The sequence below is a fragment of the Diaphorobacter limosus genome, from assembly GCF_033100095.1.
GTDB lineage: Bacteria > Pseudomonadota > Gammaproteobacteria > Burkholderiales > Burkholderiaceae_C > Alicycliphilus > Alicycliphilus limosus.
In genome coordinates this window covers 979249-1004974 of the sequence record NZ_CP136921.1, presented here as the reverse complement: position 1 = coordinate 1004974, position 25726 = coordinate 979249, and the positions used below count along the sequence as shown (strand labels likewise).

General features: G+C 66.3%; 25 protein-coding genes. 16 read left to right on the top strand and 9 right to left on the bottom strand.

Features of this window, described 5'->3' with window-relative positions; all coding sequences use genetic code 11:
• Nucleotides 1-39: 39 nt before the first annotated feature.
• The 4 genes from P4826_RS04920 to P4826_RS04905 are packed head-to-tail and all read right to left on the bottom strand — an operon-like array spanning nucleotide 40 to nucleotide 2760.
• Nucleotides 40-315: a BolA family protein gene (locus tag P4826_RS04920; protein ID WP_317702792.1), complete on the bottom strand. Its 276-nt coding sequence runs from the start codon at nucleotides 313-315 to the stop codon at nucleotides 40-42.
• Nucleotides 312-869: a septation protein A gene (locus P4826_RS04915; protein ID WP_317702791.1), complete on the bottom strand. Its 558-nt coding sequence runs from the start codon at nucleotides 867-869 to the stop codon at nucleotides 312-314. The genes P4826_RS04920 and P4826_RS04915 overlap by 4 nt, the downstream gene beginning before the upstream one ends.
• The gene (gene msrB, locus P4826_RS04910; protein ID WP_317702790.1) at nucleotides 866-1279 is read right to left on the bottom strand and encodes a peptide-methionine (R)-S-oxide reductase MsrB; all 414 of its coding nucleotides are present in this window, start codon (nucleotides 1277-1279) and stop codon (nucleotides 866-868) included. The genes P4826_RS04915 and msrB overlap by 4 nt, the downstream gene beginning before the upstream one ends.
• Nucleotides 1276-2760 (bottom strand): protein adenylyltransferase SelO, encoded by a 1485-nt coding sequence (locus P4826_RS04905; RefSeq protein WP_317702789.1) that lies wholly within the window; start codon nucleotides 2758-2760, stop codon nucleotides 1276-1278. The genes msrB and P4826_RS04905 overlap by 4 nt, the downstream gene beginning before the upstream one ends.
• A gap of 157 nt (nucleotides 2761-2917) precedes the next feature.
• Here P4826_RS04905 and P4826_RS04900 point away from each other — a divergent pair, with 157 nt between their 5' ends.
• The 11 genes from P4826_RS04900 to P4826_RS04850 all read left to right on the top strand — a co-directional run bounded on the left by P4826_RS04900 (nucleotide 2918) and on the right by P4826_RS04850 (nucleotide 14856).
• Nucleotides 2918-4555, top strand: a complete 1638-nt coding sequence (locus P4826_RS04900; protein ID WP_317702788.1) for a 3-(methylthio)propionyl-CoA ligase — start codon at nucleotides 2918-2920, stop codon at nucleotides 4553-4555.
• Between the two features lie 135 nt (nucleotides 4556-4690).
• On the top strand, nucleotides 4691-5926 hold the full coding sequence (locus P4826_RS04895) for a branched-chain amino acid ABC transporter substrate-binding protein (protein ID WP_317702787.1): 1236 nt from the start codon (nucleotides 4691-4693) through the stop codon (nucleotides 5924-5926).
• Between the two features lie 88 nt (nucleotides 5927-6014).
• Nucleotides 6015-6968, top strand: a complete 954-nt coding sequence (locus P4826_RS04890) for a branched-chain amino acid ABC transporter permease (RefSeq protein ID WP_317702786.1) — start codon at nucleotides 6015-6017, stop codon at nucleotides 6966-6968.
• A gap of 5 nt (nucleotides 6969-6973) precedes the next feature.
• Entirely contained in the window at nucleotides 6974-8269 is a 1296-nt protein-coding gene (locus P4826_RS04885) for a branched-chain amino acid ABC transporter permease (RefSeq protein ID WP_317702785.1), read from the top strand.
• Nucleotides 8269-9054 carry an ABC transporter ATP-binding protein gene (locus P4826_RS04880; protein WP_317702784.1) on the top strand — a complete coding sequence of 262 codons (786 nt, stop codon included), beginning with the start codon at nucleotides 8269-8271 and terminating at the stop codon, nucleotides 9052-9054. The genes P4826_RS04885 and P4826_RS04880 overlap by 1 nt, the downstream gene beginning before the upstream one ends.
• Nucleotides 9054-9749: an ABC transporter ATP-binding protein gene (locus P4826_RS04875; protein WP_317702783.1), complete on the top strand. Its 696-nt coding sequence runs from the start codon at nucleotides 9054-9056 to the stop codon at nucleotides 9747-9749. Before P4826_RS04880 ends, P4826_RS04875 begins: the two co-directional genes overlap by 1 nt.
• A 191-nt stretch (nucleotides 9750-9940) precedes the next feature.
• Nucleotides 9941-12049: a 3-hydroxyacyl-CoA dehydrogenase NAD-binding domain-containing protein gene (locus P4826_RS04870; RefSeq protein ID WP_317702782.1), complete on the top strand. Its 2109-nt coding sequence runs from the start codon at nucleotides 9941-9943 to the stop codon at nucleotides 12047-12049.
• Between the two features lie 94 nt (nucleotides 12050-12143).
• Complete coding sequence (locus tag P4826_RS04865) at nucleotides 12144-13319, top strand: acetyl-CoA C-acyltransferase (protein ID WP_317702781.1); 1176 nt, start codon at nucleotides 12144-12146, stop codon at nucleotides 13317-13319.
• 268 nt (nucleotides 13320-13587) lie between these two features.
• On the top strand, nucleotides 13588-13833 hold the full coding sequence (locus P4826_RS04860) for a type II toxin-antitoxin system Phd/YefM family antitoxin (protein ID WP_317702780.1): 246 nt from the start codon (nucleotides 13588-13590) through the stop codon (nucleotides 13831-13833).
• The gene (locus tag P4826_RS04855; protein ID WP_317702779.1) at nucleotides 13830-14261 is read left to right on the top strand and encodes a type II toxin-antitoxin system VapC family toxin; all 432 of its coding nucleotides are present in this window, start codon (nucleotides 13830-13832) and stop codon (nucleotides 14259-14261) included. The genes P4826_RS04860 and P4826_RS04855 overlap by 4 nt, the downstream gene beginning before the upstream one ends.
• A gap of 94 nt (nucleotides 14262-14355) precedes the next feature.
• Complete coding sequence (locus tag P4826_RS04850; RefSeq protein WP_317702778.1) at nucleotides 14356-14856, top strand: flavodoxin family protein; 501 nt, start codon at nucleotides 14356-14358, stop codon at nucleotides 14854-14856.
• Here P4826_RS04850 and P4826_RS04845 read toward each other — a convergent pair.
• The 3 genes from P4826_RS04845 to P4826_RS04835 form a co-directional block, all read right to left on the bottom strand.
• Nucleotides 14853-16784, bottom strand: a complete 1932-nt coding sequence (locus P4826_RS04845; protein ID WP_317702777.1) for a putative bifunctional diguanylate cyclase/phosphodiesterase — start codon at nucleotides 16782-16784, stop codon at nucleotides 14853-14855. The genes P4826_RS04850 and P4826_RS04845 overlap by 4 nt on opposite strands.
• 10 nt (nucleotides 16785-16794) lie before the next feature.
• On the bottom strand, nucleotides 16795-17874 hold the full coding sequence (locus tag P4826_RS04840) for an FIST signal transduction protein (RefSeq protein WP_317702776.1): 1080 nt from the start codon (nucleotides 17872-17874) through the stop codon (nucleotides 16795-16797).
• 214 nt (nucleotides 17875-18088) lie between these two features.
• Complete coding sequence (locus P4826_RS04835) at nucleotides 18089-19348, bottom strand: MFS transporter (RefSeq protein ID WP_317702775.1); 1260 nt, start codon at nucleotides 19346-19348, stop codon at nucleotides 18089-18091.
• 180 nt (nucleotides 19349-19528) lie between these two features.
• Between P4826_RS04835 and P4826_RS04830 the strand changes: the two genes are divergently transcribed.
• The 4 genes from P4826_RS04830 to P4826_RS04815 all read left to right on the top strand — a co-directional run bounded on the left by P4826_RS04830 (nucleotide 19529) and on the right by P4826_RS04815 (nucleotide 22899).
• A complete protein-coding gene (locus P4826_RS04830) occupies nucleotides 19529-20320 on the top strand; it encodes an SDR family oxidoreductase (RefSeq protein ID WP_317702774.1) in 792 nt (263 codons plus the stop codon).
• Nucleotides 20321-20391: 71 nt separating this feature from the next.
• Nucleotides 20392-20820: a PaaI family thioesterase gene (locus P4826_RS04825; protein ID WP_317702773.1), complete on the top strand. Its 429-nt coding sequence runs from the start codon at nucleotides 20392-20394 to the stop codon at nucleotides 20818-20820.
• 76 nt (nucleotides 20821-20896) lie between these two features.
• Nucleotides 20897-21913: an NADP-dependent oxidoreductase gene (locus P4826_RS04820; RefSeq protein ID WP_317702772.1), complete on the top strand. Its 1017-nt coding sequence runs from the start codon at nucleotides 20897-20899 to the stop codon at nucleotides 21911-21913.
• Nucleotides 21914-21975: 62 nt separating this feature from the next.
• On the top strand, nucleotides 21976-22899 hold the full coding sequence (locus P4826_RS04815; RefSeq protein ID WP_317702771.1) for a glutathione S-transferase family protein: 924 nt from the start codon (nucleotides 21976-21978) through the stop codon (nucleotides 22897-22899).
• A 77-nt stretch (nucleotides 22900-22976) separates the two neighbouring features.
• Here P4826_RS04815 and P4826_RS04810 read toward each other — a convergent pair whose 3' ends face one another.
• Entirely contained in the window at nucleotides 22977-23600 is a 624-nt protein-coding gene (locus P4826_RS04810; RefSeq protein WP_317702770.1) for an Lcl C-terminal domain-containing protein, read from the bottom strand.
• A gap of 203 nt (nucleotides 23601-23803) precedes the next feature.
• Here P4826_RS04810 and P4826_RS04805 point away from each other — a divergent pair, with 203 nt between their 5' ends.
• Complete coding sequence (locus P4826_RS04805; protein WP_317702769.1) at nucleotides 23804-25222, top strand: MFS transporter; 1419 nt, start codon at nucleotides 23804-23806, stop codon at nucleotides 25220-25222.
• Nucleotides 25223-25319: 97 nt separating this feature from the next.
• On the opposite strand, the gene P4826_RS04800 is transcribed toward P4826_RS04805, so the two are convergent.
• A complete protein-coding gene (locus P4826_RS04800; protein ID WP_317702768.1) occupies nucleotides 25320-25721 on the bottom strand; it encodes a hypothetical protein in 402 nt (133 codons plus the stop codon).
• Nucleotides 25722-25726: the final 5 nt, after the last annotated feature.

Below are 25726 nucleotides of genomic sequence, written 5' to 3'. Positions count from 1 at the left end.
CGGGCCACCGGACCCGCAGTTTCTTAGAGTGAGGCTGGGTTAGAGAGTTTCAATGGCGATGGCGTGCGCGCCATGGTCAATAAAAATCTGCAGCGCATCATACACAAGCCTATGCTGCGCCACCTTGCGTTGGCCGGCGAACCGGGGCGAGGCAATGCGCACGCGAAAGTGCGTGCCAAAGCCCGTGCCGTTGGCGCCGGGGTGGCCTTCGTGCTGCCAGCTTTCGTCCAGCACTTGCAGCTGCGTGGGCGCCAAAACCTCGCGCAGGCGCGCCTCCATGGCTTCGGCGGTGATGGCGATGGGGGTGGCGGTCATGGTTGCGCGTCCTTTGCGGTGGTGCCGTCTTCCTTCATTTGGCGGCTCAGGTACAGGGCCTGGGCGACGACGAAGGCCAGCATCAGGCCCATGCCGCCAAACAGCTTGAAGTTGACCCAGGTGTCGGTGTCAAAGTTGTAGGCCACCCACAGGTTGAGCACGCCCATGGCGCTGAAAAAGCCGGTCCAGGCCCAGTTGAGCTTGAGCCACACGGGCGCGGGCAGCTCGATTTGCGCACCCATCAGCGACTGGATGAAGTTCTTGCGAAACAGCAGCTGGCCGACGAGCAATGCTCCACCCATGAGCCAGTACAGCACAGTGGGCTTCCATTTGATGAAGGTTTCGCTTTGCGCCAACAGCGTGGCGCCGCCAAACAGCACGATCACCCCCAGGCTGAGCCATTGCATGGGCTCGACCTTGCCGTGCTTGAAGTGGATGTAGGCGATCTGCGCGATGGTGGCGACGATGGCCACGCCGGTGGCCACGTAGATGCCCCAGGCCTTGAAGGCCACGAAGAACAGGATGATGGGGAAAAAATCGATGAGCAGTTTCATGGCGCCGGGGGTTCAAAGGCGAGCGAGGCGGAGTTCATGCAGTAGCGCAGGCCGGTGGGGGCCGGGCCGTCGGGAAAGACATGGCCCAGGTGGGCCCCGCATTGTGCACATACCGTCTCGACGCGCCGCATGCCGTGGCTCCTGTCCTCGATTTCCTGGATGGCGCCGGGCAGGGCCAGCGAAAAGCTGGGCCAGCCGCAACCCGCGTCGAACTTGGTGCCGGAGTCAAACAGCCTGGCGCCGCAGCAGATGCAGTGGTAGCTGCCGTCGGCCCAATGCCGCTCGTACTTGCCGGTGAATGGGCGCTCGGTGGCGGCATGGCGCGTGACCTGGAAGGCCGCGGGCTCGGCGCCCTTGTCACGCAGCAGGGCCTGCCATTCCGCGTCGGTTTTCTGTATTGCGTAGGTCATGAAGAGCAACTGATGGAAAGGGAGGAGGCCCAGTCGGGCGGGAAGTCGGCATAGGCCTCGAACCCCGGGTGTTCGTCAAAGGGGCGGGCCAGCAGCCGCTGAAGGGTTTGGAGTACTGAAAGGTCGCCAAGTTTCGCAGCGCGTATGGCCTGTTCGGCCAGGTGGTTGCGCAGCACGAAGCAGGGGTTGGTTTTCAGCATCAAATCGGCCGCAATGGCTTTATCATCAAGCGCCAATAGCTCTTTATATTGTAGCAACCAGGCATCGAATGCGGCGCGATCGGCAAACAGGTCGCGCACGGGCTCGTCCTTGCCGTCGGCCACGGCGCGTGACAGGCGGCGCCAGAAGATGGTGTAGTCCACGCGGTTCTTGGCCAGCAGCTGCTGCAGGCTATCGACCAGGGTTTCGTCGCTTGCGCGTGCCTGCCGCAGGCCGAGCTTGGCGCGCATGCGCGCCATGAACTGCTCGACGAACAAGGGCTCGTAGCTGTCCAGGGCCGCCTGCGCCTGCTCCACGTCGCGGATCAGCGGCAGCAGGGCCTTGGCCAGGCACAGCAGGTTCCAATAGGCCACGCCGGGCTGGCGGTTGAAGGCGTAGCGGCCCAGATGGTCGCTGTGGTTGCAGATATGGCCGGGGTCGAAGGCATCCAGGAACTGGAACGGGCCATAGTCGATGGTCAGGCCCAGGATGCTCATGTTGTCGGTGTTCATCACGCCATGGCAAAAACCCACGGCTTGCCAATGCGCCAGCAGCGCGGCCGTGCGTTCGCTCACCGCCTGCAGCAGCTGCGCATAGGGGTTGCTCGTGCCGCTGCACTGCGGGTAGTAGCGCGCGATGACGTAGTCGGCCAGCTGGCGCAGCTCGGCCTCTTGGCCGCGCGCGGCGAAATGCTCGAAATGGCCGAATCGGATGAAGCTGGGCGCCACGCGCGTGACCACGGCGGCGGTTTCCAGCTCCTCGCGCGCGACGCTTTGGGGTGAGCCCGTGATGCACAGGGCGCGCGTGGTGGCGACGCCCAGCGCCGCCATGGCCTCGCTGCACAAGAACTCGCGGATGGAAGAGCGCAGCACGGCGCGGCCGTCGCCCATGCGCGAGTAGGGCGTGCGCCCGCAGCCCTTGAGCTGCACCTCCTGGCCGCCCGCCGTCTCGCCCAGCAGGATGGCGCGCCCGTCGCCGAGCTGGCCGGCCCAGACGCCGAACTGGTGGCCGCTGTATACGCTGGCCAGCGGCCGGCTGCCGGGCAGAAGGACATTGCCGGTGAAGACCTGCAGGGCATCGTCGCGCTGCGGCCAGCCGACGGGCAGACCCAGCAGCGTGCCCACGTCGGCGCTGGTGCCCACCCAGTACGGGGCGGGCAGGGGCGTGGGACGCAGCTCGGTATGAAAGGCCGGGCCCAGCGCGGCAAAGCCGTCGTGCCAGCCGGCCAGCAGGGGCTGGGCAGGTGTTGTTGCGGGAGGGGGGCAAACCGTGGATGCAGGCATGCGGGGATTGTCCTTGCAGGCCGATGTCCCGCAGTGGACAAAGGCCTTGCGTCTGGCGTGCCCACGCGGGGTTTTTCCTGATGGCCGGGAGGATGACGGCACCGGGTTCGCCGCTAGGATGGTGCGGCTTTCCATCCACCTTCTCCGAGGAGTATCCATGCTGGGCCTGATGCAGAACCAACCTCTCCTGATCTCGTTGCTGATCACCTTTGCCGAGCGCAACCATGGCGATGGCGAGATCGTCTCGCGCCGGGTGGAGGGTGATATTCACCGCTGCACCTACCGCGACTTGGCACGGCGCGCGCGCCAGCTGGCGAATACCCTCGATGGCATGGGCCTGCAGTTCAGCGACCGCGTGGCCACCCTGGCCTGGAATGGCTACCGCCACATGGAGATGTACTTTGGCGTCTCGGGCTCGGGTCGTGTGCTGCACACCATCAACCCGCGCCTGCACCCGGAGCAGATCGCCTGGATCATGAACCATGCCGAGGATCAGGTGCTGTGCTTCGACATGAGCTTCCTGCCCATCGTGCAGGCCGTGCATGCCAAGTGCCCCATGGTCAGGCAATGGGTGGCCCTGTGCGACGCCGACAGGCTGCCGGCCGATTCCGGCATACCCGGCCTGGTGAGCTACGAGGCCTGGATAGGTGGCGCCTCCAGCGACTATCGCTGGCCCACGTTCGACGAAAACTCGGCATCCAGCATGTGCTACACCAGCGGCACCACGGGCAACCCCAAGGCCGCCCTGTACAGCCACCGCTCCACCACGCTGCACGCCTATGCGGCAGCCCTGCCCGATGTGATGTGCCTGTCGGCGCGCGACAGCGTGCTGCCCGTGGTGCCCATGTTCCACGTCAACGCCTGGGGCATCCCATACTCGGCGGCGCTCACCGGCTGCAAGCTGGTGTTCCCCGGCCCGGCGCTCGATGGCAAGTCGGTGTATGAGCTGATGGAGGCCGAGGGCGTGACCTTTGCTGCCGGCGTGCCCACGGTGTGGCAGATGCTGCTGAACCATGTGAAGACCAACGGGCTGAAGTTCAGCAGCCTGAACCGCACGGTGATCGGCGGCTCGGCCTGCCCGCCGGCCATGATCACGGCCTTCCAGGAAGGCTACGGCGTGTCGGTGATGCATGCCTGGGGCATGACCGAGATGAGCCCGCTGGGCACGCTGTGCTCGCTCAAGAACAAGCACCTGCACCTGCCCCATGACGAGCAGATGCACATACTTGAAAAGCAGGGTCGGGCGGTCTATGGCGTGGAGATGAAGATCGTCGGCGCCGACGGCAGCGAGCAGCCGTGGGACGGCAAGACCTATGGCGACCTGCTGGTGCGCGGCCCCTGGATTCTGGACAGCTACTACAAGGGCGAATGCCCGCTGGTCAAGGACGCGGACGGCGTGGGCTGGTTCCCCACCGGCGACGTGGCCACCATAGACGCCGACGGCTACATGCAAATCACCGACCGCAGCAAGGACGTGATCAAGTCGGGCGGCGAGTGGATCAGCTCCATCGACATCGAAAACATCGCCATGGCCCACCCGGCCGTGGCCATGGCCGCCTGCGTGGGCATGCCGCACCCCAAGTGGGACGAGCGCCCCATCGTCGTCGTGGTCAGGCGCCCGGGGCAGGAGCTCACGCGCGAGGAGCTGCTTGCCTTCTACGAGGGCAAGACGGCCAAGTGGCAGATACCCGATGACGTGGTGTTCGTCGATGCCATCCCGCTGGGCGCCACCGGCAAGATGCTCAAGACCCGCCTGCGCGAGCAATTGGCCGACTACAAACTGCCCGGGCTGTGAGCCTGCCCGCCGGTGCGCCGCACGCCGGGCGGCGCACCGGTCACATTGGCGATAGCTGCTACGGGCTATCCCTGAAGAAGCCATTTGTTGCAGCCTGTACGCTGTCGCCCATTCATGCAAAGGAAGGAGACAACGATGAGGTTTGCAGTAAAAACAATAGCCGCTTGCGCAATGCTGGCAAGCGCTGGGGCCGTATTTGCCCAAAAGGGTGAAACCGTCAAGATCGCCTGGCTGGATCCGCTGTCGGGCCTGATGGCGGCGCTGGGCACGAACCAGATGAAGAGTTGGCAGTACCTGGCCGAGGAGTTCAGCAAGAACAACGCCGCCGGCGTGAAGTTCGAGATCGTCCCCATAGACAACAAGCTCAGCCCGCAGGAAACCACCAGCGCGCTGCGCTCGGCCATGGACCAGGGCGTGCGCTACGTGGTGCAGGGCAATGGCTCGGGCCCGGCGCTGGCCATCATCGATGCGCTGGACAAGCACAACGCGCGCAACAAGGGCAAGGAGGTGGTCTACCTCAACTACGCCGCCGTCGATCCCGACCTGACCAACAGCAAGTGCAGCTACTGGCATTTCCGCCTGGATGCCGACACCTCCATGAAGATGGAGGCGCTGACCACCTACATGAAGGACCTGCCCGAAGTCAAAAAGGTCTACCTGATCAACCAGAACTACTCGCACGGTCAGCAGGTCAGCAAGTACGCCAAGGAGATGCTCAAACGCAAGCGCGCCGATGTGGAGATCGTCGGCGACGACCTGGCGCCGCTGGCCCAGGTGCGCGACTTTGCACCCTACATCGCCAAGATCAAGCAGTCGGGCGCCGACAGCGTGATCACCGGCAACTGGGGCTCCGATCTGGCCCTGCTGATCAAGGCGGCGAACGACGCGGGTTTGAACAACGTCAAGTTCTACACCTACTACGCCGTGGCCACGGGCGCGCCCACGGCCTTGGGTGCGGCGGCTGCCGGCAAGGTCTATATGGTGGGCTACAGCCACCCGAACCACGAGGGGCCGATCAACGCCATCGTCCGCGGCTTCAAGGCCAGGTTCAATGACGACATGTACACCGGCTCTGTCTATCACGGTTTTTCCATGCTGACCGAGGCCTTCCAGCGCGCCAAAAGCACCGACCCGGTGAAGGTGGCGGCCGCCATGGAGGGCATGAAGTTCAAGAGCTTCAACGGCGAGGTCGAGATGCGCAAGGCCGACCACCAGCTGCAGCAGGGCCTGTACATCACGCGCTGGGAAAAGGCCGATGCCAAGCACCCGCTGGACGCGGAGAACACCGGCCACACCTTTGTGCCGGTGAAGTATTACGAACCCTATGTGGCCAGCACGCCGACCTCCTGCCAGATGAAGCGGCCCAGCTGACCCTGACCGTGGCATTGCTCCAGGCGGGGCAACCCTTGGGGCCCGAGTGAGCTCGGGCCCTTTTTTCGGCAGCCACCGGGCGCTTTAGATGAATCTTGAGTTTTTCGTGATCTCGCTGCTCAACGGCGTCAGCTATGGGCTGCTGCTGTTCATGCTGAGTTCCGGGCTGACGCTGATCTTCAGCATGATGGGCGTGCTCAACTTCGCCCACACCAGCTTCTACATGCTGGGCGCGTATTTCGCCTACACCTTGTCCGGCACCATCGGCTTCTGGCCGGCGCTTATCGTGGCGCCGCTGGCCGTGGGCTTGCTGGGTGCCGCGTTCGAGCGCTACTGCCTGCGCCGGGTGCACAAGTTCGGCCATGTGCCCGAGTTGCTCGTCACCTTCGGCCTGTCCTACCTGGTGCTCGAGCTGGTGCAGCTGGTCTGGGGCCGCTCCACCGTGCCCTATGGCCTGCCGCCGCTGCTACAGGGGCCGCTGTTCACCCTGTACGGCACGCAGTTCCCCCGGTCGCGCTCCTTCATCATGCTGGTGGCCCTGCTGATGCTGCTGGCCGTGTGGCTGCTGCTGACGCGCACGCGCATCGGCCTGGTGATACAGGCGGCGCTCAAGCACCCGCAGATGGTCGAGGCCCTGGGCCACAACGTGCCGCGCGTGTTCATGCTGGTGTTCGGCGGCGGCTGCGCGCTCGCCGGCCTGGCCGGGGTGATAGGCGGCAACACCTATATCACCGAGCCGGCCATGGCCGCGTCGGTGGGCTCCATCATCTTCGTGGTGGTGGTGGTGGGCGGCATGGGCTCGCTGGCCGGGGCATTCCTGGCCTCGCTCTTGATCGGCATCCTGCAGACCTTTGCCGTGGCGCTGGACTATTCGCTGGCCGGGCTGCTGGCGCATTTCGGCATGCCGGTGGGGGAGGGCAGCCTGGGCTGGCCGGTTTTGAAGCTAACCGTCTCGCAGGTGGCTCCCATATTGCCCTACCTGCTATTGGTTTTGATACTCATCCTGCGCCCCAAGGGCCTGCTGGGAACGCGCGAGGATTGACCCCCATGGCCGCCACCCATTACCGCTTCAAGCCCTGGAACGTGGGGCGCTTCATCGTCTGGACGCTGTTTGCGCTGCTGCTGATTGCCGCGCCGCAGCTGTTTGCCAGCAGCCTGGCGCTGACCATGCTGTCGCAGATGGGCTATCTGATTATCATCTGCCTGTCCTACAACATGCTGCTGGGCCAGGGCGGCATGCTCAGCTTTGGCCATGCGGTCTATACCGGGCTGGGGTCGTTCATCGCCATCCACGCCATCAACCTGGCCGGGGCCGGACAGCTGCCGATACCGCTGCCCTTCATGCCCCTGGTGGGCGGGCTGGCGGGGCTGTTCTTTGCCGTGCTGCTGGGCTATGTCACGACGAAGAAGTCCGGCACCACCTTTGCCATGATCACGCTGGGCATTGGCGAGCTGATCGCCGCCATGGCGCTGATGTTTCCCGAGTTCTTCGGCGGCGAGGGCGGCGTGACCACCAACCGCGTCTACGGCCAGGCTCTGTGGGGCATCAGCTTCGGCCCGGCCATCGAGGTGTACTACCTGATCGCCGTGTACTGCTTTGCCTGCACCGCCGCCATGTTCGCCTTCACCGGCACGCCGCTGGGGCGCATCCTGAACGCCGTGCGCGACAACCCCGAGCGCGTCGAGTTCATAGGCTACGACACGCAGCGCGTGCGCTATCTGGCGTTTTGCATCGCAGGCTTCTTTGCCGGCGTGGGTGGGGCGCTGGCAGCTATCAATTTTGAGATCGTCACGGGGGCCGACAGCGTCAGCATGGTGCGCTCGGGCGGCTATTTGCTGTTCACCTTCCTGGGCGGGGCGACGTTTTTCTTTGGGCCCATCATCGGCGCGGTGCTGTTGGTGCTCGCCTCGGTGCTGCTGTCCGAACTGACCAAGGCCTGGCTGCTCTACCTGGGCCTGGTGTTCCTGTTCATGGTGATGTACGCGCCCGGCGGCGTGGCCAGCCTGATCATGATGAACCTGCGCCTGGCCAAATACGGCAAGCTGGGGCGGCTGTGGCCGTCCTACCTGGCGCTGGCGGGCACGGGGCTTACGGCTCTGCTGGGCGCGGCGGCCATGGTGGAGATGGGCTACCACCTGCAGCTCAATGCCGCGCTCGGGCCGGAGCTGCCATTCCTGGGGGCCAGCCTGAATGCGCGCGGGCTGACGAGCTGGTTTGGCGCGGGCTTTGCGCTCGTCACCGGCGTGGGGCTGTTCGAACTGTGTCGACGCCAGTTCCTCCAGCAGTGGGGCGAGAGCCAGGAAGAGATAGAGCGCGAATCGAAGCGCACGGAGGCCATGTGATGGCAGACCTGGCCGCAACCCATGCGCTGGAGCTGCGCGATCTGCGCAAGAGCTTTGGCAAGACCGAGATCATCCGCGGCGCCAACCTGGCGGTGCGCGCGGGCGAGCGCGTGGCCATCATCGGCCCCAACGGCGCGGGCAAGAGCACGCTGTTCAACCTGATCAGCGGGCGCTTTGCGCCGACCAGCGGCCAGGTGCTGCTGCATGGCCAGCGTATCGACGGTAAAAAGCCCTTTGAGATCAACCGCCTGGGCCTCTCGCGCAGCTTCCAGATCAGCAACATCTTTCCCAAGTTGAGCGTGTTCGAGAACCTGCGCTGCGCCGTGCTCTGGAGCCTGGGCTACCGCTACGCGTTCTGGCGTTTTCTGTCCCGGCTGCAGGACGCCAACGAGCGCGCCGAGCAGCTCATGGAGATGATTGCCCTGCACCGAAAGCGCGACACCCTGGCGATCAACCTGACCTATGCCGAGCAGCGCGCGCTGGAAATCGGCATCACCATCGCCGGCGGCGCCAGCGTGATCCTGCTGGACGAGCCCACGGCCGGCATGAGCAAGAGCGAGACCGGGCGCTTCATCGGGCTCATCCGCCAGGTGACCGAGGGACGCACCCTGCTCACCGTGGAGCACGACATGGGCGTGGTCTTTGGCCTGGCGGACCGCATCGCCGTGGTGGTGTATGGCGAGGTGATCGCCTTTGACACCCCTGAGGCCGTGCGCGCCAACCCGCGCGTGCAGGAGGCCTACCTCGGCTCCGTGATCGCGGCGCAACAGGCGGGAGGGCACTGATGCTGAGCGTGGACAAGCTGCATGCCTTCTACGGCAAGAGCCATGTGCTGCACGGCGTGGGCTTTGACGTGCGGCCCGGCGAGATCGTCGCCCTGCTGGGGCGCAACGGTTCGGGCCGCTCCACCGCCGCCAAGGCCATCATGGGGCTGGTGGACTGGCAGGGCAGCATCCAGTGGAAGGGCCAAAGTCTGGCGGGCAAGAAGGCGTACGAGATCGCGCACTTGGGCGTAGGCTACGTGCCCGAGAGCCGCGACGTTTTTCCCCACCTGACGGTGCAACAAAACCTGCTGCTCGGGCAGAAAGGCAATGGCAAGGGCAGCCGCTGGAGCTTTGCCGACATGTACGCCATGTTCCCGCGCCTTGCAGAGCGGCGCGACATCGAGGCCGGCGTGCTGTCCGGCGGCGAGCAGCAGATGCTGACCCTGTGCCGCACGCTGATGGGCGACCCGGATCTCATCATCATCGACGAGCCCACCGAGGGCCTAGCGCCAAAAATAGTCGAGCTGGTCGCTGAGTACCTGACCACACTCAAGGAGCGCGGCGTGTCCGTGCTGCTGATCGAGCAAAAGCTGACCATCGCCATGACTATCTCCGACCGCGCGCTGGTGATGGGCCACGGCAGCATCGTGTTCCAGGGCACGCCGGACGAACTGCGCGCCAACAACTATGTGCGCAAGGAGTGGCTGGAGGTTTGATGGATATAGGTCAAAATGGCCTGCAGCGCTTATAAATAAAGCGCATAAAGCTATTGTTTATATAGCTATTCTGACGGGGCCCAGCCCACCTTGTCCCGGCTGGGACAAGGCACCCGCGTCACAACCCCTAGACTCCCGCAAAAAACGCACGAGCGTACTTTTATCTTGCCATTCACCACAGGAGCGACAGCATGACTGCTGAGTACAAAGTCCACGGCGACGTGGCCGTGATCACCTTGAACAACCCGCCGGTCAACGGCCTGGGCCTGGCCACGCGCCGGGCGCTGGTGGCGGGGCTGACGCAGGCCCAGGCGGATGCCGCTGTCAAGGCGATCGTCATCACCGGCGCCGGCAAGGCGTTCTCGGGCGGTGCCGACATCACCGAGTTCGGCACCGACAAGGCCCTGGCCGAGCCCAGCCTGCATACCGCCATTGCCGCCGTCGAGCAGTGCGCCAAGCCCGTCATCGCCGCCATCCACAGCGTCTGCATGGGCGGCGGCCTGGAGCTGGCCCTGGGCTGCCATTACCGCGTCGCCGCGCCCGGTTGCAGCGTGGCCTTGCCCGAGGTCAAGCTGGGCCTGTTGCCCGGCGCCGGAGGCACGCAGCGCCTGCCGCGCGTCATCGGCGTGGAGGCGGCACTCAACATGATCGTCAGCGGCGAGCCGGTGAAGAGCGAGTTCATTGCCGGCGTACCCGGACAGAAGCTGTTCGACAGGCTGGCCGCCTCGCCCGAGTCGCTGGCCGAGGAGGCCCTGGCCTTCGCGCGCAGCGTGGCCGAAGACCATGCCAAGGGTGGCCCGCTGCCCCTGGTGCGCAACCTGCCGTGCAAACACCCGCAGGGCGACGCCTACTTCCAGTTCGCGCGCAACATGGTCAAAGGCATGGCCAAGAACTTCCCCGCGCCGGCCAAATGTGTCGATGCGGTGGAGGCCGCCACCAAGGGCAAGTTTGCCGACGGCCTGGCCGCCGAGCGCGACCTGTTCATCCAGCTGATGTGGAGCAGCGAGTCGCGCGCCCTGCGCCACCTGTTCTTTGCCGAGCGCGCCGCGAGCAAGATTCCCGATGTGCCAGCCGATACCCCGCTGCGCGCCATCAACGCCGTGGCCGTGATCGGCGCCGGCACCATGGGCGGCGGCATTGCCATGAACTTCCTGAACGCCGGCATCCCCGTGAAGATGCTGGAGATGAAGCCCGAGGCGCTGGAGCGTGGCGTCGCTACCATCCGCAAGAACTACGAAGCCCAGGTCGCCAAGAAGAAGCTCAAGCAAGACAAGTACGAACAGCGCATGGCGCTGCTGTCCACCACGCTGGACTACGCCGATCTGAAGGATGCCGACCTGGTCATCGAGGCGGTGTTCGAGGACATTGGCGTGAAGGAGGCGGTGTTCAAGCAGCTCGATGCGGTGTGCAAACCCGGCGCCATCCTGGCCAGCAACACCTCGACGCTGGACGTGAACAAGATCGCCAGCTTCACCGCCCGCCCGCAGGACGTGGTTGGCCTGCATTTCTTCAGCCCGGCCAATGTGATGAAGCTCTTGGAGGTGGTGCGCGGCGACAAGACCGCCAAGGACGTGATGGCCACGGTGATGGTCGTGGCCAAGAAGATCAAGAAGACGGCCGTGGTTTCGGGCGTGTGCGACGGCTTCATCGGCAACCGCATGATCGAGCAGTACGGCCGCCAGGGCGGCTTTCTGCTGGACGAAGGCTGCACGCCGGCGCAGGTGGATCGCGCCATCGAGAAGTTCGGCTTTGCCATGGGCCCATTCCGCATGGGCGACCTGGCAGGCAACGACATCGGCTGGGCCATCCGCAAGCGCCGTTACGTCGAGAAGCCCGACATGAAATACAGCAAGACGGCCGATCTGCTGTGCGAGCGTGGCCGCTTTGGCCAGAAAACCGGCGCCGGCTGGTACGACTACCTGCCGGGCAAGCGCGACGCCATCCCGAACGCCGAGGTCGAGCAGATGATTGCCGAGCACCGCCAGGCGCTGGGCATCACGCCGCGCAAGATCAGCGACGAGGAGATCGTCCAGCGCCTGGTGTTCAGCCTGGTGAACGAGGCCGCGCACATCCTCGAAGAGGGCATTGCCAACAAGGCCAGCGATATTGACGTGGTTTATATCTTTGGCTACGGCTTCCCGGTGCACCGCGGCGGCCCGCTGAACTACGCCAACGAGGTGGGCCTGTTCAACGTGGCTGCGGCCATGCAGCGCTTTGCGCAGAACCCGCTGGACGATGCCAACTTCTGGCAACCTGCGCCGCTGCTGGCCCGCCTGGTGGCCGAAGGCAAGCAGTTCTGACTTTCAGGGTTGAGCGTTTGGCGTCGAGCGTCTTGCGCGCTCCATGCCACCGTCGCTCAACGCTCATCGCACAACGCACAACAGGAATCAGCACATGACATCCGCAGTAATCGTCTCTACCGCCCGCACACCCCTGGCCAAGAGCTGGAAGGGCGCCTTCAACATGACCCACGGCGCCACGCTTGGCGGCCACGCCGTGCAGCACGCGGTGCAACGCGCTGGCATCGACCCGGCCCTGGTGGATGACGTCATCATGGGTTGCGCCAACCCCGAGGGCGCGACCGGCATGAACATTGCGCGCCAGATCGCCCTGGCCGCCGGCTTGCCCGTTACCGCTTCGGGCATGACTATCAACCGCTTTTGTTCGTCAGGCCTGCAGGCCATTGCCACGGCGGCGCAACGCGTCATCGCCGGTGAAGGTGATGTGTATGTGGCCGGTGGCGTGGAGAGCATCTCTTGCGTGCAGCAGGAGATGAACAAGCACATGATCGTTGACCTGGCGCTGCAAGCGAAGAAGCCAGAGATCTACTGGAACATGCTGCAAACGGCCGAAAACGTGGCCAAGCGCTACGGCATTGGCCGCGACGTCATGGACGAATACGGCGCCGCCAGCCAGCAAAAGGCCTGCGCCGCCCAGGCCGCCGGCCTGTTCGACGCCGAGATCGCGCCGATTACCGTGACGGCCGGCGTGGCCGACAAGGGTCTGGGCCTGGTGACCCGCCAGGTCACGGTAGCCAAGGACGAGGGCACGCGCGAAGGCACGACGGTGGAGGCCATCCGTGGCCTGAAAAGCGCGCTGCCGGGCGGCCTGGTCAGCGCTGGCAACGCCAGCCAGTTCTCGGACGGCGCCGGCGCCTGCGTGGTCGTCAGCGAAGACTTTGCCAGCAAAAACAACCTCCAGCCCCTGGGTCGCTTCCTCGGCTTTGCCGTCGCCGGCTGCGAGCCCGACGAAATGGGCATTGGCCCGGTGTTCGCCATCCCCAAGGTATTGAAAAAGCTTGGCCTCTCCGTGCAGGACATCGACCTGTGGGAGTTGAACGAAGCCTTTGCCGTGCAGGTTCTCTACTGCCGCGACAAGCTGGGCATCCCGCACGATCGCCTGAACGTGAACGGCGGCGCCATCGCCCTGGGCCACCCCTATGGCGTATCGGGCCAGCGCCTGACGGGCCACGCCCTCATCGAAGGCAAGCGTCGCGGGGTCAAGAAAGTGTGCGTCACCATGTGCATAGGCGGCGGCATGGGTGCGGCCGGGGTGTTTGAGGTGCTATAAGCACCGGCGGCTGCCCCGGTCAACAGAACACCCCGCATGGGCCGCAAGGCTTGTGTGGGGTGTTTGCTTTTGTTTTGATAGCTTCTGGCGCTTTATGGGTGCGCGTAGCAGGCCGAAATACCGTTGTTTTTTGCGAACTTGCGTGGCCCCAGCAGAACGCGGGATTCGCTTGCACACTATGAGGTCGGATGATATTCTGGTCAGTATGACTAGAACTGCACAAGCTCCTGCCAATTCCAGCCGCGTAGCCTCGCCTCCGGGCCACTGGTTGCTGCAGGACGCCAAGGCCCGCTTCAGCGAGCTGGTGCGGCGCGTGCGCAGCGAAGGGCCGCAGCATGTGACGGTGCACGGGCGCGATGAGGTCGTGGTCATCGCGGCCGAGGAATACCGGCGCTTGCAGGGGCTGCAAACGGGCCGAGCGCTGGTAGAGGTATTGCAGGCCACGCCATACCCCGAAATCGACCTGGCCATCGCGCCGCCCACCTACGCACCGGTGCGAGACGTGTCGCTGTGAAGGGCTACCTGCTCGACACCAACATCCTTTCCGAGCTGCGCCGCCCGCGCCCCGAGGCCAGGGTGGTTGACTTCGTGAGTGCGCAGCCGCTCGAAAGCCTGTTTGTCAGCGCAGTCACGTTCGCCGAAATCCGTTTTGGCATCGAGCTGGTCGCCGAGGTTCACAAGCGCGCCGCCCTGCACGACTGGCTCCAGCAGCAACTGCGGCCCATGTTTGAGAGCCGGGTGCTGCCGGTCAGCGAAGATGTGATGTTCAAGTGGCGCCTACTGGTGGAAACCGGCCGCAAGGCCGGGCGCACATTTCCCCAGCCCGACCTGATCATTGCGGCCACGGCGCTGCACCATGGCCTGACGGTCGTCACCCGCGATGTGGGTGGCTTCGATGGCACCGATGTGCCGCTGCTCAACCCGTGGCAGCAGCCAGCATGAGCCGACAAGTATCAAGGCCAGATTGCCCGTGTCATGCACGACATTGGCGACGCCCAATTGGATACGTCATAGCCCTGGGGTCTATGCTTGCCCCATGGACACCCGCAAAACTCTGTTGATCGTCTACCACTCCCTGACCGGCGGCACGCGCCAGATGGCCGAGGCGGCGCGCGACGGTGCCGGGGCCGAGCCGGCGGTGGCGGTGCGCCTGCTGCATGCCGCGCAGGCCGGGCCCGAGGACATGCTGGCGGCCGATGGCTACCTGTTTGCCACGCCCGAGAATCTGGCCGCCATCAGCGGGCAGATGAAGGATTTTTTTGACCGCTGCTACTACCCGGTGCTCGATCGCATCAATGGCCGTCCCTATGCCAGCCTGATCTGCGCCGGCAGCGACGGCCAGAACGCGGCGCGCCAGATGGCGCGCATTGCCACGGGCTGGCGCCTGAAGATGGTGGCCGAGCCGCTGATCGTTTGCACCCATGCCCAGACGCCCGAGGTCATCCTGGCGCCCAAGCAGATTGGCGCGGGTGATCTGGAGCAATGCCGCGCCCTGGGTGAGGCGTTGGCCACGGGTTTGGCCTTGGGCGTGTTTTAGGCCCACTCCAGCCGGTCTGGCGCCGGGCTTGGCATGGAGGGGGTTTCGCCCACTAGGGTGGCGATCAATTGCGGCTTGTGGAACAAAAAGCCCTGGCCCATGGTGATGGCCGTGTTGGCCAGCAGGAAGTCGCGCTCCTGCTCGGTTTCTATGCCTTCGGCGACGATGGACAGCCCCAGCGCCGTGCCCAGCGACTCTATGGCGCGCAGGATCAGCTGATTGCGTGGCAGTTGTTGGATGGTCTGCACCAGCGAACGGTCGATCTTGAGCTCGTCCACCGTCAGGCTCGCCAGTTTCGATAGCGATGAGTAGCCGGTGCCGAAGTCGTCAATGGAAACATGCACCCCGGCCTGGCGCAGCATGGGCAGCACATGGGCCTCCAGCAGGCCGGTGTCGGCCAGTGACTCCTCGGTGAGCTCGACGATGAAGCGCTGGGCCTGCCCGGAGGGGAGGCGCTGCGTCAGCCGCCGCATGAAGTCGGTATCGATGGCCTGTGCGGGCGAGACGTTGATGCTGTATTTGATCGCTGTGCCAAACATGGCGTCGAGCTGCGGCAGGTTCCGGGTCAGGTCGTCCACGACCTGCAGCGCTATGTCGTCCAGGAGCTGCAGCCTGGAGGCCAGCGGCAGGAACTGGCCCGGCATGCGCATGACGCCTTCTGCATCCACCCAGCGCGCCAGGGCCTCGAAGCCGGTAGTGGCACCGCTGCGGATGTCCACCTTGCGCTGCAGGGCGCAGCAAAACTCACCGGCGCTGACTGCGTCGCGCAGGCGCTGCTCCAGCGACAGGCGCTCCTGGGCCTCCCGGCCCAGGTCGGGCGTGAAGAAGTCCAGGCCGCCCTTGCCGGCCGCCTTGGCGCGGTTCATGGCCAGGTCGGCGTTGCGCCGCAAGGTTTCGTAGTCCCCGCCGTGGGCCGGAAACATGGCCACGCCGATCGATGCCGAGGGTTGGATCTGCGTGCCATGCAGGGTCAGCGGTTGCTGCAGCCGGGCGCGTATGCGCTCTATCACCTGCGCCACGTCCGAGCTCTGTCCCACGGGGTCGAGGGCGATGACGAATTCGTCGCCATTGATGCGCCCGAAGACATCGGCCTGCCGGATCTGCGACTGCACGCGTGCGGTCACCTCGCGCAGCAGTGCGTCTCCGGCGGCATGGCCGTGCAGGTCGTTGACGCGCTTGAAATCATCCAGGTTGATGAAGGCCAGGGCCAGCTTTCCGCCAGGCGGCTTGCGCGCAATCAACGCGGTGACCAGCTCCTGCACATGGGCGCGGTTAGGCAGGCCGGTGAGCTGGTCGTGGTTGGCGCGAAAGCGCAGTGCGTCGCGGCTTGTCTGCAACTTGTCCTGCAACTCCCGAAGCCGGCGGCTCTCGGCCTCCTTCAGGGTGGCTCTTTGGGCCGCCATCACATGCGTGCCGAGCAGGGAAAACTTGCGCGCCAGGGCGACATGGCTGCGGTCGAAGCCGCTTTGATGGGGTTCGCGCACCAGCACCATCAGGCTGCGCCGTCCCTGTATGAGCAGCGGCAAATACAAGGCCGGCTGCTGCGCTGACAGGGTGCCGCTCGGGCCCTGCGGCCAGGCGTCAAGGAGGGGGTCGGCAACGCCGCTGACCGTGCGCCCGGCAAGCACTTTGTGCAGAAAAGGGCCCACCGGCCAGCTGTGGTGCATCAGCTCCGGACGGCTGGTCGCCACGCATTGCACTGCATCGCTGCCTGGGTGCAGCTCCAGCAGCACCAGGGCAAGGGAACATTCGAACACCGGCTTGACGGCCGCAAAGACACCGGAAAACAGGTCGCCTTCGCTGCTGGTGCACAGCACGGCATCCAGGGCAGAGAGCAGCAGCTGCGAATGGAGGTTCTCGGTGCGCAGGGAGTCGATCTCGCGGCGCATGCAGATGATGGTCTCGCGTAGCTTCTCGGTGTCTTCCATGCGCCTGTGCCTATTTGCCAAAAGCGATTGCGGAAATCATCAGGTTGCCGTGCATGTTTCGCCCTTGCATGGCGCCCTGTTCACCAAAAGTGAAGCAGCCGACGAAGGGCGCGCCGGCGAGGCGTTGCGCCACCGCCTGGGCTACCTGGGGCATGTCCTCGCCCACGGCAAACATGCAGCCCGCGCAATACACCACCAGGGCGCCCGCCAGCGTGTTGGCGCCACCCGGCAGACTGGCGGCGGCCGCTGCGGCAACCAGGCCGGCGCGCTCCACCAGATGTGATTTGTGGCCGCGCATGGCGTACAGGCGCATCCCTTCCTCGACCTGGGCAAAGGTGGACAGCGCGCCGCCGGGCAGGATGCGTTCAGGGTGTATCAGTCGATGGCAGCGCACCTCGCCAATCCTGCCCGCAGCGAGCTGCGGCTCGAGTGCTCCGCCAAGCCAGCGGTTGTAGACCTCGGTGGCAGGCTGTTCGTCGATGGCGATGATGTGGCGTGCCGCCCCGCCCGCGGCGGCGGTGGCGCCGACGCGGGTGATGGTGCCGCTGTGACCGCTGGGTTCATAGCCACCCTGGAAGACGTGGCTGATGCCCCCGGAGGGGAACAGCACGCCGACCACCAGCCCGTCGCACAGCGGCCCATCCGGGCCGAGCTGACGCCAACGGCCGCCGATATCGTCGTCCGCCGAGCTGCCGCCAATGATGGGGCAGCGGTCGCTGACGATGCGGCGCAGGCCCTCGATGACGGCCTCTTCCTGCCCCGGGGCCTGGTAGATCCAGACCAGTTCGGGCAGCTCGCCGGGGCAACCGGCATCGTGCAGTGCTGCCTGGAGTGCGCGCTCTGCGCAGTCGGCGGCATTGCCCTGCAGACGGATGGCGGCCGTTCCGTAGTCACCGTCGGGGTCTTGCACCAGCAGCAGCCCTATGGAGCCGCCGCCGGCCAGGAAAAGCGTGATCGCCTGGTCGTCATGCAGCGCGTCGTAGAACACGCACAGAAAGTCCGCCGTGAACGGCTGCGCCTCGGCCAGGGTCTGGGCCAACGTGGCCAGGACCTGTGCCGTGCAGCTGCCGCTGGCGGTGTAGGACTTCATTGCGACCATGGCGATGTCGGTTTTCTTGGCCCTTGACGGGCGTTTGATTGGTGTTCAGCTGGTCGTGCTGCAAAGTTACCAGATGTACAAAGAATGACAAAACATATTGTGGCAAATTTGCAATTGTTTTACATCGTGGTAATGGGGCATGGCGGGGCGAGGCAACGCGCAGGCCATGGCGCGTTGCTGCCCGCGGCGCGCCGGGGCGGATTGGTCAGGCGGTCGAAGCGCGTGCCGGTGCCGGCGCGGCCTTGCCTGGCAGCAGCAGGGCCACGCCGGAGGCCAGCATGAGCAGCGCGCCCGCCAGGCCAAAGGCAAGCCAGTGCGTGCCCAGATGCTCGAAGCCCCAGCCGCCCAGCCAGGAGCTGATGGCCGCGCCGACCTGGTGCCCCAGGTAGGCCCAGCCGTAGAGCACGCCTACCAGGCGCACGCCATAGATGTCGGCCAGGATGGCCGAGGACAGCGCGATGCTGCCGGCCCAGGCAATGCCGCCTATGACCGAGGTGCCGTAGAGCTCCAGCGTGCTGCCGGCCAGCAGCAGCGAGAAGAAACCGAAGCCGCGCACGCAATAGATGGCGGCGAGCAGCTTGCGCCGGGGCATGCGGTCGGCCAGCCGGCCCAGCACCACGGTGCTGGGAATGGCCACCACGCCAATCAGGCCGATCCCCAGGGCACTGGTGGTAGCGTCAAAGCCATGATCCATCAGCATGGGCATGCCATGCGTGCCCAGCAGGTTCATGCTGAAGCCGCAGGCAAACAGGCCCAGCGTGATCTTCAGAAAGGTGGCCGTGCGCATGGCCTGCAGCACCGTGTAATGCTGGCCCACGGGCGCTACCGGATTGGCGGCATGGGCGGCACTGCCGGGCAGGGGCGCATCGCCGTCGGGTGGAGCCTGGTCGCGCATCACCAACAGAGCGGAGGGCACGGTGATGGCGCTGAACAGGACCGCGAAACCCAGCAAGGTGGCCTGCCAGCTCAGGTGCTGCAGGGCCAGGCCCAGGGCGGGCGTCATGATGGCGATGCCGGCCATGGAGCCGGTGGACAGGAAGAACAGTGCCATGCCACGGCGCCGGTTGAACCAGCGGCTGATGATGGGGGTCAGCGCGATGGGGCTGGTAAAGCCCGCGCCTAAGGACATCAGCACGCCAAAGCTCAGCATCAGGCCCAGCGGCGTGCGCGTGTTCACCGCCCACAGCGTCGCCAACACCAGCATGGCCGTGCCGCACAGCAGCACATGGCGTGTGCCGCGGCGCGCCACCAGCCAGCCCGCCAGTGGCATGGCCGCGCCATAGCACAGCATGCCCACGGCAACGATGGTCGAGAGCAGGCTGCGCGAGAAACCCAGATCCTCGGCCATGGGCAGGAACAGCGGGCCCAGGCCCAGGCGCATGCCCACCGTCAGGGCGGTGAGCACGGTGGCCGCGGCCACGATGTTCCAGCCGAAGTACCAGCGTTGGGGGTCTGCAGAAGGCATAGGGGGGAAGGAGCTGCGGGACGCAAACCGCTACTTGTACGCCATTCGGCGCCGCTGCGCCACGCCAGGGGCATCTTCATCGGCGCCGGCTGCCTTCGCGCCGCGCATCACGCTGGCGACAGGCAGGCAGTCACAGGGCCGCCACAATAGCCGCTGACTTTCACTCACGGAGACGGACTCATGGCGCGCACGGTGCAACAGCTTTTTGATCTTTCGGGCAAGACAGCCCTGGTGACCGGCGGATCGCGCGGCCTGGGGCTGCAGATGGCGCAGGCCCTGGGCGAGGCGGGCGCGCGCATCATGCTCAGCTCGCGCAAGGCCGACGACCTGGAGCAGGCCACGGCCCAGCTGCAGGCCGCCGGCATCAACGCGCGCTGGATCGCCGCCGACTGCGCGCGCGAGGACGACATCCAGCGCCTGGCCAGCGAGACCCTGCAGCGCATGGGCGACGTGGACATTCTGGTGAACAACGCCGGCGCCACCTGGGGCGCGCCGGCCGAGGATCACCCGCTGGCCGCCTGGGATAAGGTCATGAACCTGAACGTGCGCGGCTACTTCCTGCTGTCGCAGGCCATTGCCAGGCACAGCATGATCCCGCGGCGCGGCGGGCGCATCATCAACGTGGCGTCCATTGCCGGCCTGGCGGGCAACCCGTTTGCCATGAAGACCATTGCCTACAACACCTCCAAGGGTGCGGTGCTCAACTTCACGCGCGCGCTGGCCGGAGAATGGGGCGCCCATGGCATCAACGTGAACGCCATCTGCCCGGGTTTCTTCAAGACCAGGATGACCACCGTGCTCATCGAAACCTTGAACGAGGAGCGGATGACGGCCCAGGCGCCCCTGCGCCGCCTGGGCGACGACGAGGATCTGAAGGGCATCACGCTGCTGTATGCCAGCGATGCCGGCAAGCACATCACGGGCCAGTGGCTGGCCGTCGATGGCGGGGTGAGCGCCATCCTGGGCGGGTGATTGGCCAGCGGCCAAGCGCAAAGCGCCGCCTGGGGCTATTCTTGCCGTCTCAATTTTTCTAGGAGCCGCCCGTGCTGGATTTTGGAGCCGACATTCCCTTCGTCAAAGAACTGGGCTTTAGCCTGCAGCGCATGCATGGCGGCGAGTCGGAGCTGCACTATGAGGCGCGAGCCCAGCACACCAATTCCTACGGCGTGATGCATGGCGGCGCCGTGATGACCCTGCTGGACGTGGCCATGGCCACGGCCGCGCGCAGCGACACGCCGGACATGGGCGTGGTCACCATCGAGATGAAGAGCAGCTTCATACGCCCGGCGCGCGGCCCCATGGTGGCCAAGGGGCGCATGCTCGAGCGCACGCGCTCCATGGCCTTTGCCGAGGCCTGGGTGTATGACGCCGAGGGGCGCCTGTGCAGCCACTCCACCGGCACCTTCAAGTACGTGCCCAAGGCCCAGCCGGCGGCGGGGCAGGGCGCAGGCACCATCTCCACCGATGGGTGATATGAGCAAAATCGGCCGCTAACGCTTACCCCATAAGCGTGAACAGCTATCAAAACTGTAAAGGAGGCGCACAGCCATGCCACGCAATCAGCAAATCCTGCTCGACAACCGCCCGCAGGGCGAGGCCACGGCCGGCAACTTCCGCCTCGTCGCCAGTGACACCCCAGCGCTGCAGGACGGCCAGGTGCTGGTGCGGCATCACTACCTGAGCCTGGACCCCTACATGCGCGGGCGCATGAATGAGGGCAAGAGCTACGCAGCCTGCCAAAGCCTGGGCCAGGTGATGATTGGCGGCACCGTGGGCGAGGTGGCCGAGAGCCGCCACCCGGCCTGGGCCGTCGGCGACGCGGTGGTCGGCATGGGCGGCTGGCAGGAATACAGCGTGGTCGATGGCAACGCGCCTGGCCTGCTGCGCAAGGTCGATACCAGCCATGTCCCCTTGTCGTACTACCTGGGCGCGGTGGGCATGCCCGGCGTGACGGCCTGGTATGGGCTGGTGCAGATCATCGACCCCAAGCCCGGCGAGACCCTGGTGGTCAGCGCCGCCAGCGGCGCCGTGGGCAGCGCCTTTGGCGCCCTGGCCAAGGCACGCGGCTGCCGCGTGGTGGGCATTGCCGGCGGGCCGGACAAATGCCATTACGTGACCGACGAGCTGGGCTTTGACGCCTGCATAGACCATCGCGCGCATGGCGATCTGAAGAGCATGGCTGCAGCGCTGAAGGAGGCCTGCCCGGACGGCATAGACGGCCATTTCGAGAACGTGGGCGGCCATATCCTGGACGCCGTGCTGCTGCGCGCCAACGCCTTCGCCCGCGTGGCCCTGTGCGGCATGATCGCCGGCTACGACGGCCAGCCGCTGCCGCTGCACAACCCGGCGCTGATCCTCATCAACCGCATGAAGATAGAGGGCTTCATCGTCAGCGAGCAGATGCAGGTCTGGCCCCAGGCGCTGGCCGAGCTGGGCGCGCTGGTCGCCAGCGGCCGGCTGCGCCCGCGCGAGAGCATTGCCCAGGGCCTGGCGGCGGCGCCCGAGGCGTTTCTGGGCCTGCTCAAAGGCAAGAACTTTGGCAAGCAGCTGGTGAAGCTGATCTAAGCGCTTGGGCGGCCAGCCCCCATGCCGGGATGGCCCCGGCCGCCGCCCGCAGGAGTCGCACCATGACCGAACTCATACTGCACCACTACCCCGCATCGCCGTTCGCGCACAAGGCGCGCTGCGTGCTGGGCTTCAAGCAGCTGGCGTGGAGGTCGGTCACCGTGCCCAGCGTGATGCCCAAACCCGACGTGGTGGCCCTCACGGGTGGCTACCGGCGCACGCCCGTCCTGCAAATTGGCGCCGACATTTATTGCGACACGGCGCTGATCTGTGACGTGCTGGAGCATCTGCGGCCCGAGCCCACCTTGTACCCGCCGCACCTCAAGGGCGTCTCGCGCGTGTTCGCGCAATGGGCCGACGGCACGCTGTTTGCCGCCGCCATGGCCTACAACTTGCAGCCGCGCGCGGCCGAGGCGCTGTTTGCCGACTACCCCGCCGGCGCCGCCCAGGCTTTCAGCGCGGATCGGCGCGCCATGGGCATGGCGCACCTGGCTGTGCCGGACGCGGCAGCGGCCTACCGCTCCTACCTGCGGCGCATTGCCAACATGGTGGAAGAGCATGACTTCCTGTTTGGTGCCGAGCCCTGCGTGGCCGACTTTGCCGCCTATCACCCGCTGTGGTTCACGCGCCATTGCGTGCCCATGATGGCCGACATTCTGAGCGCCACGCCGGCCGTGCTGGAGTGGATGGACCGCCTGGCCGCCCTGGGCCAGGGACGGGCCGAGAAGTTCAGCGCCCAGGACGCCATCACGGTGGCCGCCGGCGCCTTGCCCCAGCCAATGCCGCCCCAGGTGTTCCAGGACGAGCATGGCATCGCCCTGGGCAGCCGCGTGAGCATTGCCGCCGAAAGCTTTGGCACCGAGCCTACCGAAGGCCTGCTGGTCGCCGCCACGCGCATGCACTACACCCTGGCGCGCAGCGACGCGCGCGCGGGCACGCTGCATGTGCACTTTCCGCGCATTGGCTATGTGCTGCGCGCGATCTGATCAAGAGGTTTGAGAAAAATCGGCCGCAAGCGCCCGCGCATCAAGCGCAAATAGCTATTGATTAAGTAGTAAAAAACTCAGGGTGCCGGCCGCACCAGCTGCACATGCAGCCGCGTGGCCCTGCCGACGTCGCCGCGCGCCTCGCCGCTGGCCATGTCCACGGCCCAGCTTTGCTGCACCGTCATGCTGCTCTCGCCCGCGCCGCCGCGCGCCACGTTGCCGTAGGCGTAGGGGTTGACGGTGTTGGTGTTGACGCTGGCCGTGCCCGTCCACAGCCAGTCGCGCGGCATGGCCGGGAACAGCTGCGTGTCCACCGATGGCGGCAGCGCCTTGCGGTTGACCAGGCGGCGCAGCTCGTTCACGCGCGGCAGGCGCCAGCGCACGCCCTCGGCCTGCCAGCGCTGGCGCGCCAGGGCCTGGGCCTGGCCGTAGCTCAGCAGCTGTGGCACGCCGGTGCAGCCGTTGCCACTCCAGCGCATGCCCTCCACGCAACGCGGCCAGGCCAGGCGCGCGCGGGTGTCTATCACCAGGCTGCCGTCGGGCGACAGGATCAGCGGCGGCTGCACCGCCTGCATGGGTGTGGCCGGCATGTCGTCAGCGCCGGCGTCTTCTGGCGTGGCGGCGCCCGCCGGCAGCACCAGCGCCATGGCCGAAAGCGTCAGGGCGGCGTGCAACAGGAGGGTGCGGGAGGGCAGGGGCATGGCGGATGGTGCGATGTGGGCTTGACAATGGGGGCTGTGGGCATTGTCCCGCCAGGGTTGGCCCTGCAATGCGGGCAATAGCGGCGGTTTCAGGGCCTTGTTGTGCGCGTTCGGCAGGCTTGGGCGAGTCTGGCGACAATCGGGCCGATGTTGATACCAGCCTCCCACCGCATGGCGCTGCGCCCCTCGCTTGCGGGGCGGCCATGAGCGCACGCCCGCCAGCCGCGGCCATCACGGCCGTCAGCGACGGCCTGCCGCAAACCGAGCGCCGCCAGGCGATGCGGGTCATCATCCTGGGCCTGACGCTGGCCGTGCTCGACACCAGCCTGGTGAACCTGGCCCTGCCCGACATTGCGCGCCTGCTGCAGTCCGATGCGGCGCATTCGGTTTGGGTGGTCAACGCCTACCAGCTGGCCACGCTGATCGTGCTGCTGCCGCTGTCCGCGCTGGGCGAGCGCTGGGGTTACCGGCGCGTGTACCTGGTGGGCATGGCGGTGTTTGCCGTGGCCTCGCTGGGCGCCATGCTGGCGCAGTCCATGGCGGCGCTGATTGCCGCGCGTGCCCTGCAGGGCCTGGGCGCGGCCGGCGTGATGGCCGTCAACGCCGCCCTGGTGCGCCTGATCTACCCGCGCGCCCAGCTGGGCCAGGGCATGGCCCTCAATTCGCTGGTCGTGGCCACGGCCTCGATGGCCGGGCCCACGGTGGCGGCGGCCATTTTGTCGGTGGCCTCCTGGCACTGGCTGTTTGCCATGAACCTGCCGCTGGGCCTCTACATATGGCGCCTGGGGCGGCGCGCATTGCCGGCCAACCCACCATCGGCGCACGATGCACCGCGCTTTTCGGCCATCGACCTGCTGCTCAACGGCGCCATGTTCACGCTGATCTTCCTGGGGGGATCGAGGCTGGGCGTGGGCGCTGCCGCGCAGACTGGGGGCGGCGCGGCAGGCGCCTGGCTGCTGCTCGCCGGCCTGGCCGTGGGGGCCTTGTTTCTGTGGCGCCAGCGTGGCCTGGCGGCGCCGTTGTTTCCGGTGGACCTGCTGCGCATTCCGGTGTTCGCCCTGTCCATGGGCTCGTCGGTGGGGGCTTTTTGTGCGCAGATGATGGGCTTTCTGGCCCTGCCTTTCCTGCTGCTGCAGGCCCATGGTCGCAGCCATCTGCAAGCCGGCCTGCTCATCACCGCCTGGCCCCTGGCCACGGCCCTGGTGGCGCCGCTGGCCGGGCGCCTGATCGGCCGCTATCCGGACGGCTTGCTGGGCGGCATAGGCATGGCGGTGTTCGCCGCCGGCCTGCTGTCGCTGGGCCTGATGCCCGCCCAGCCGGCCGACTGGGACATGGCCTGGCGCATGGCGCTGTGCGGCGCGGGCTTTGCGCTGTTCCAGTCGCCCAACAACCACACCATCGTCACCTCGGCCCCGCTGCACCGAAGCGGCGCGGCCAGCGGCATGCTGGGCACAGCGCGCCTGACCGGCCAGACGCTGGGCGCCGTGCTGCTGGCGGCCATCTTCGCGCTGCGCCCGGGGCATGACGGCAGCGCTGAGTCGCTGGCGCTGCTGCTTGCGGCGGGGTGGGCGGTGGCCGCAGGCGTGTGCAGCTCGCTGCGCGTGCGGCAGGGGCCAGTTTAATTGGGGTCAGATTCCAATTAATTTAGGCCGTTCAGGCTCTCTGGTAGGGCGTGAGCAGCTCTTGTTTTTGATGTGATTGACCAAGGCGCGCACCCGGCTACCCGCCAAACAGCCCACCCTCATCCAGCAGTTCAAAAACAATCCCCGACCGCGTCTCCATGCTTTTCTTGATGGCCGCGGGGATGGCCTGGCGCGTCTTGCGGCACAGGCCCGGCTGCTCGTGCACCAGGACGGTGATGCCGCGCAGGCTGCGCACCCCGTTGGGGCTGGTGCCTATCGTCAGGCGTACGCCAAGTTGCTCGAACAGGCGCCGCTCCATGTGGCGCAGGTCGGCCAGGCTGGTGATCTGCTCCAGGCGCTGCACCAGGCGCTTTTCCTCCTCGCGCGTGAGGCGCAGGATGCGCGTGTCGCCGCCACTGGCCTGCATCAATGCATCGCGCTGGCACACGCAGCTGCCGGGTGGGCATTCGGTGCGAATGGGAGGGGGCGGTGCGTTCATGGCGG

Excerpts from the sequence above, each read along its gene's own strand:
- P4826_RS04805 (WP_317702769.1), top strand. The coding sequence starts at position 23,804 with ATGAGCGCACGCCCGCCAGCCGCGGCCATCACGGCCGTCAGCGACGGC.
- P4826_RS04875 (WP_317702783.1), top strand. The coding sequence starts at position 9,054 with ATGCTGAGCGTGGACAAGCTGCATGCCTTCTACGGCAAGAGCCATGTG.
- P4826_RS04830 (WP_317702774.1), top strand. The coding sequence starts at position 19,529 with ATGGCGCGCACGGTGCAACAGCTTTTTGATCTTTCGGGCAAGACAGCC.
- P4826_RS04880 (WP_317702784.1), top strand. The coding sequence starts at position 8,269 with ATGGCAGACCTGGCCGCAACCCATGCGCTGGAGCTGCGCGATCTGCGC.
- P4826_RS04870 (WP_317702782.1), top strand. The coding sequence starts at position 9,941 with ATGACTGCTGAGTACAAAGTCCACGGCGACGTGGCCGTGATCACCTTG.
- P4826_RS04900 (WP_317702788.1), top strand. The coding sequence starts at position 2,918 with ATGCTGGGCCTGATGCAGAACCAACCTCTCCTGATCTCGTTGCTGATC.
- P4826_RS04885 (WP_317702785.1), top strand. The coding sequence starts at position 6,974 with ATGGCCGCCACCCATTACCGCTTCAAGCCCTGGAACGTGGGGCGCTTC.
- P4826_RS04815 (WP_317702771.1), top strand. The coding sequence starts at position 21,976 with ATGACCGAACTCATACTGCACCACTACCCCGCATCGCCGTTCGCGCAC.
- P4826_RS04840 (WP_317702776.1), bottom strand. The coding sequence starts at position 17,874 with ATGAAGTCCTACACCGCCAGCGGCAGCTGCACGGCACAGGTCCTGGCC.
- P4826_RS04800 (WP_317702768.1), bottom strand. The coding sequence starts at position 25,721 with ATGAACGCACCGCCCCCTCCCATTCGCACCGAATGCCCACCCGGCAGC.
- msrB (WP_317702790.1), bottom strand. The coding sequence starts at position 1,279 with ATGACCTACGCAATACAGAAAACCGACGCGGAATGGCAGGCCCTGCTG.
- P4826_RS04820 (WP_317702772.1), top strand. The coding sequence starts at position 20,897 with ATGCCACGCAATCAGCAAATCCTGCTCGACAACCGCCCGCAGGGCGAG.
- P4826_RS04865 (WP_317702781.1), top strand. The coding sequence starts at position 12,144 with ATGACATCCGCAGTAATCGTCTCTACCGCCCGCACACCCCTGGCCAAG.
- P4826_RS04895 (WP_317702787.1), top strand. The coding sequence starts at position 4,691 with ATGAGGTTTGCAGTAAAAACAATAGCCGCTTGCGCAATGCTGGCAAGC.
- P4826_RS04850 (WP_317702778.1), top strand. The coding sequence starts at position 14,356 with ATGGACACCCGCAAAACTCTGTTGATCGTCTACCACTCCCTGACCGGC.
- P4826_RS04810 (WP_317702770.1), bottom strand. The coding sequence starts at position 23,600 with ATGCCCCTGCCCTCCCGCACCCTCCTGTTGCACGCCGCCCTGACGCTT.
- P4826_RS04845 (WP_317702777.1), bottom strand. The coding sequence starts at position 16,784 with ATGGAAGACACCGAGAAGCTACGCGAGACCATCATCTGCATGCGCCGC.
- P4826_RS04920 (WP_317702792.1), bottom strand. The coding sequence starts at position 315 with ATGACCGCCACCCCCATCGCCATCACCGCCGAAGCCATGGAGGCGCGC.
- P4826_RS04835 (WP_317702775.1), bottom strand. The coding sequence starts at position 19,348 with ATGCCTTCTGCAGACCCCCAACGCTGGTACTTCGGCTGGAACATCGTG.
- P4826_RS04890 (WP_317702786.1), top strand. The coding sequence starts at position 6,015 with ATGAATCTTGAGTTTTTCGTGATCTCGCTGCTCAACGGCGTCAGCTAT.
- P4826_RS04915 (WP_317702791.1), bottom strand. The coding sequence starts at position 869 with ATGAAACTGCTCATCGATTTTTTCCCCATCATCCTGTTCTTCGTGGCC.
- P4826_RS04905 (WP_317702789.1), bottom strand. The coding sequence starts at position 2,760 with ATGCCTGCATCCACGGTTTGCCCCCCTCCCGCAACAACACCTGCCCAG.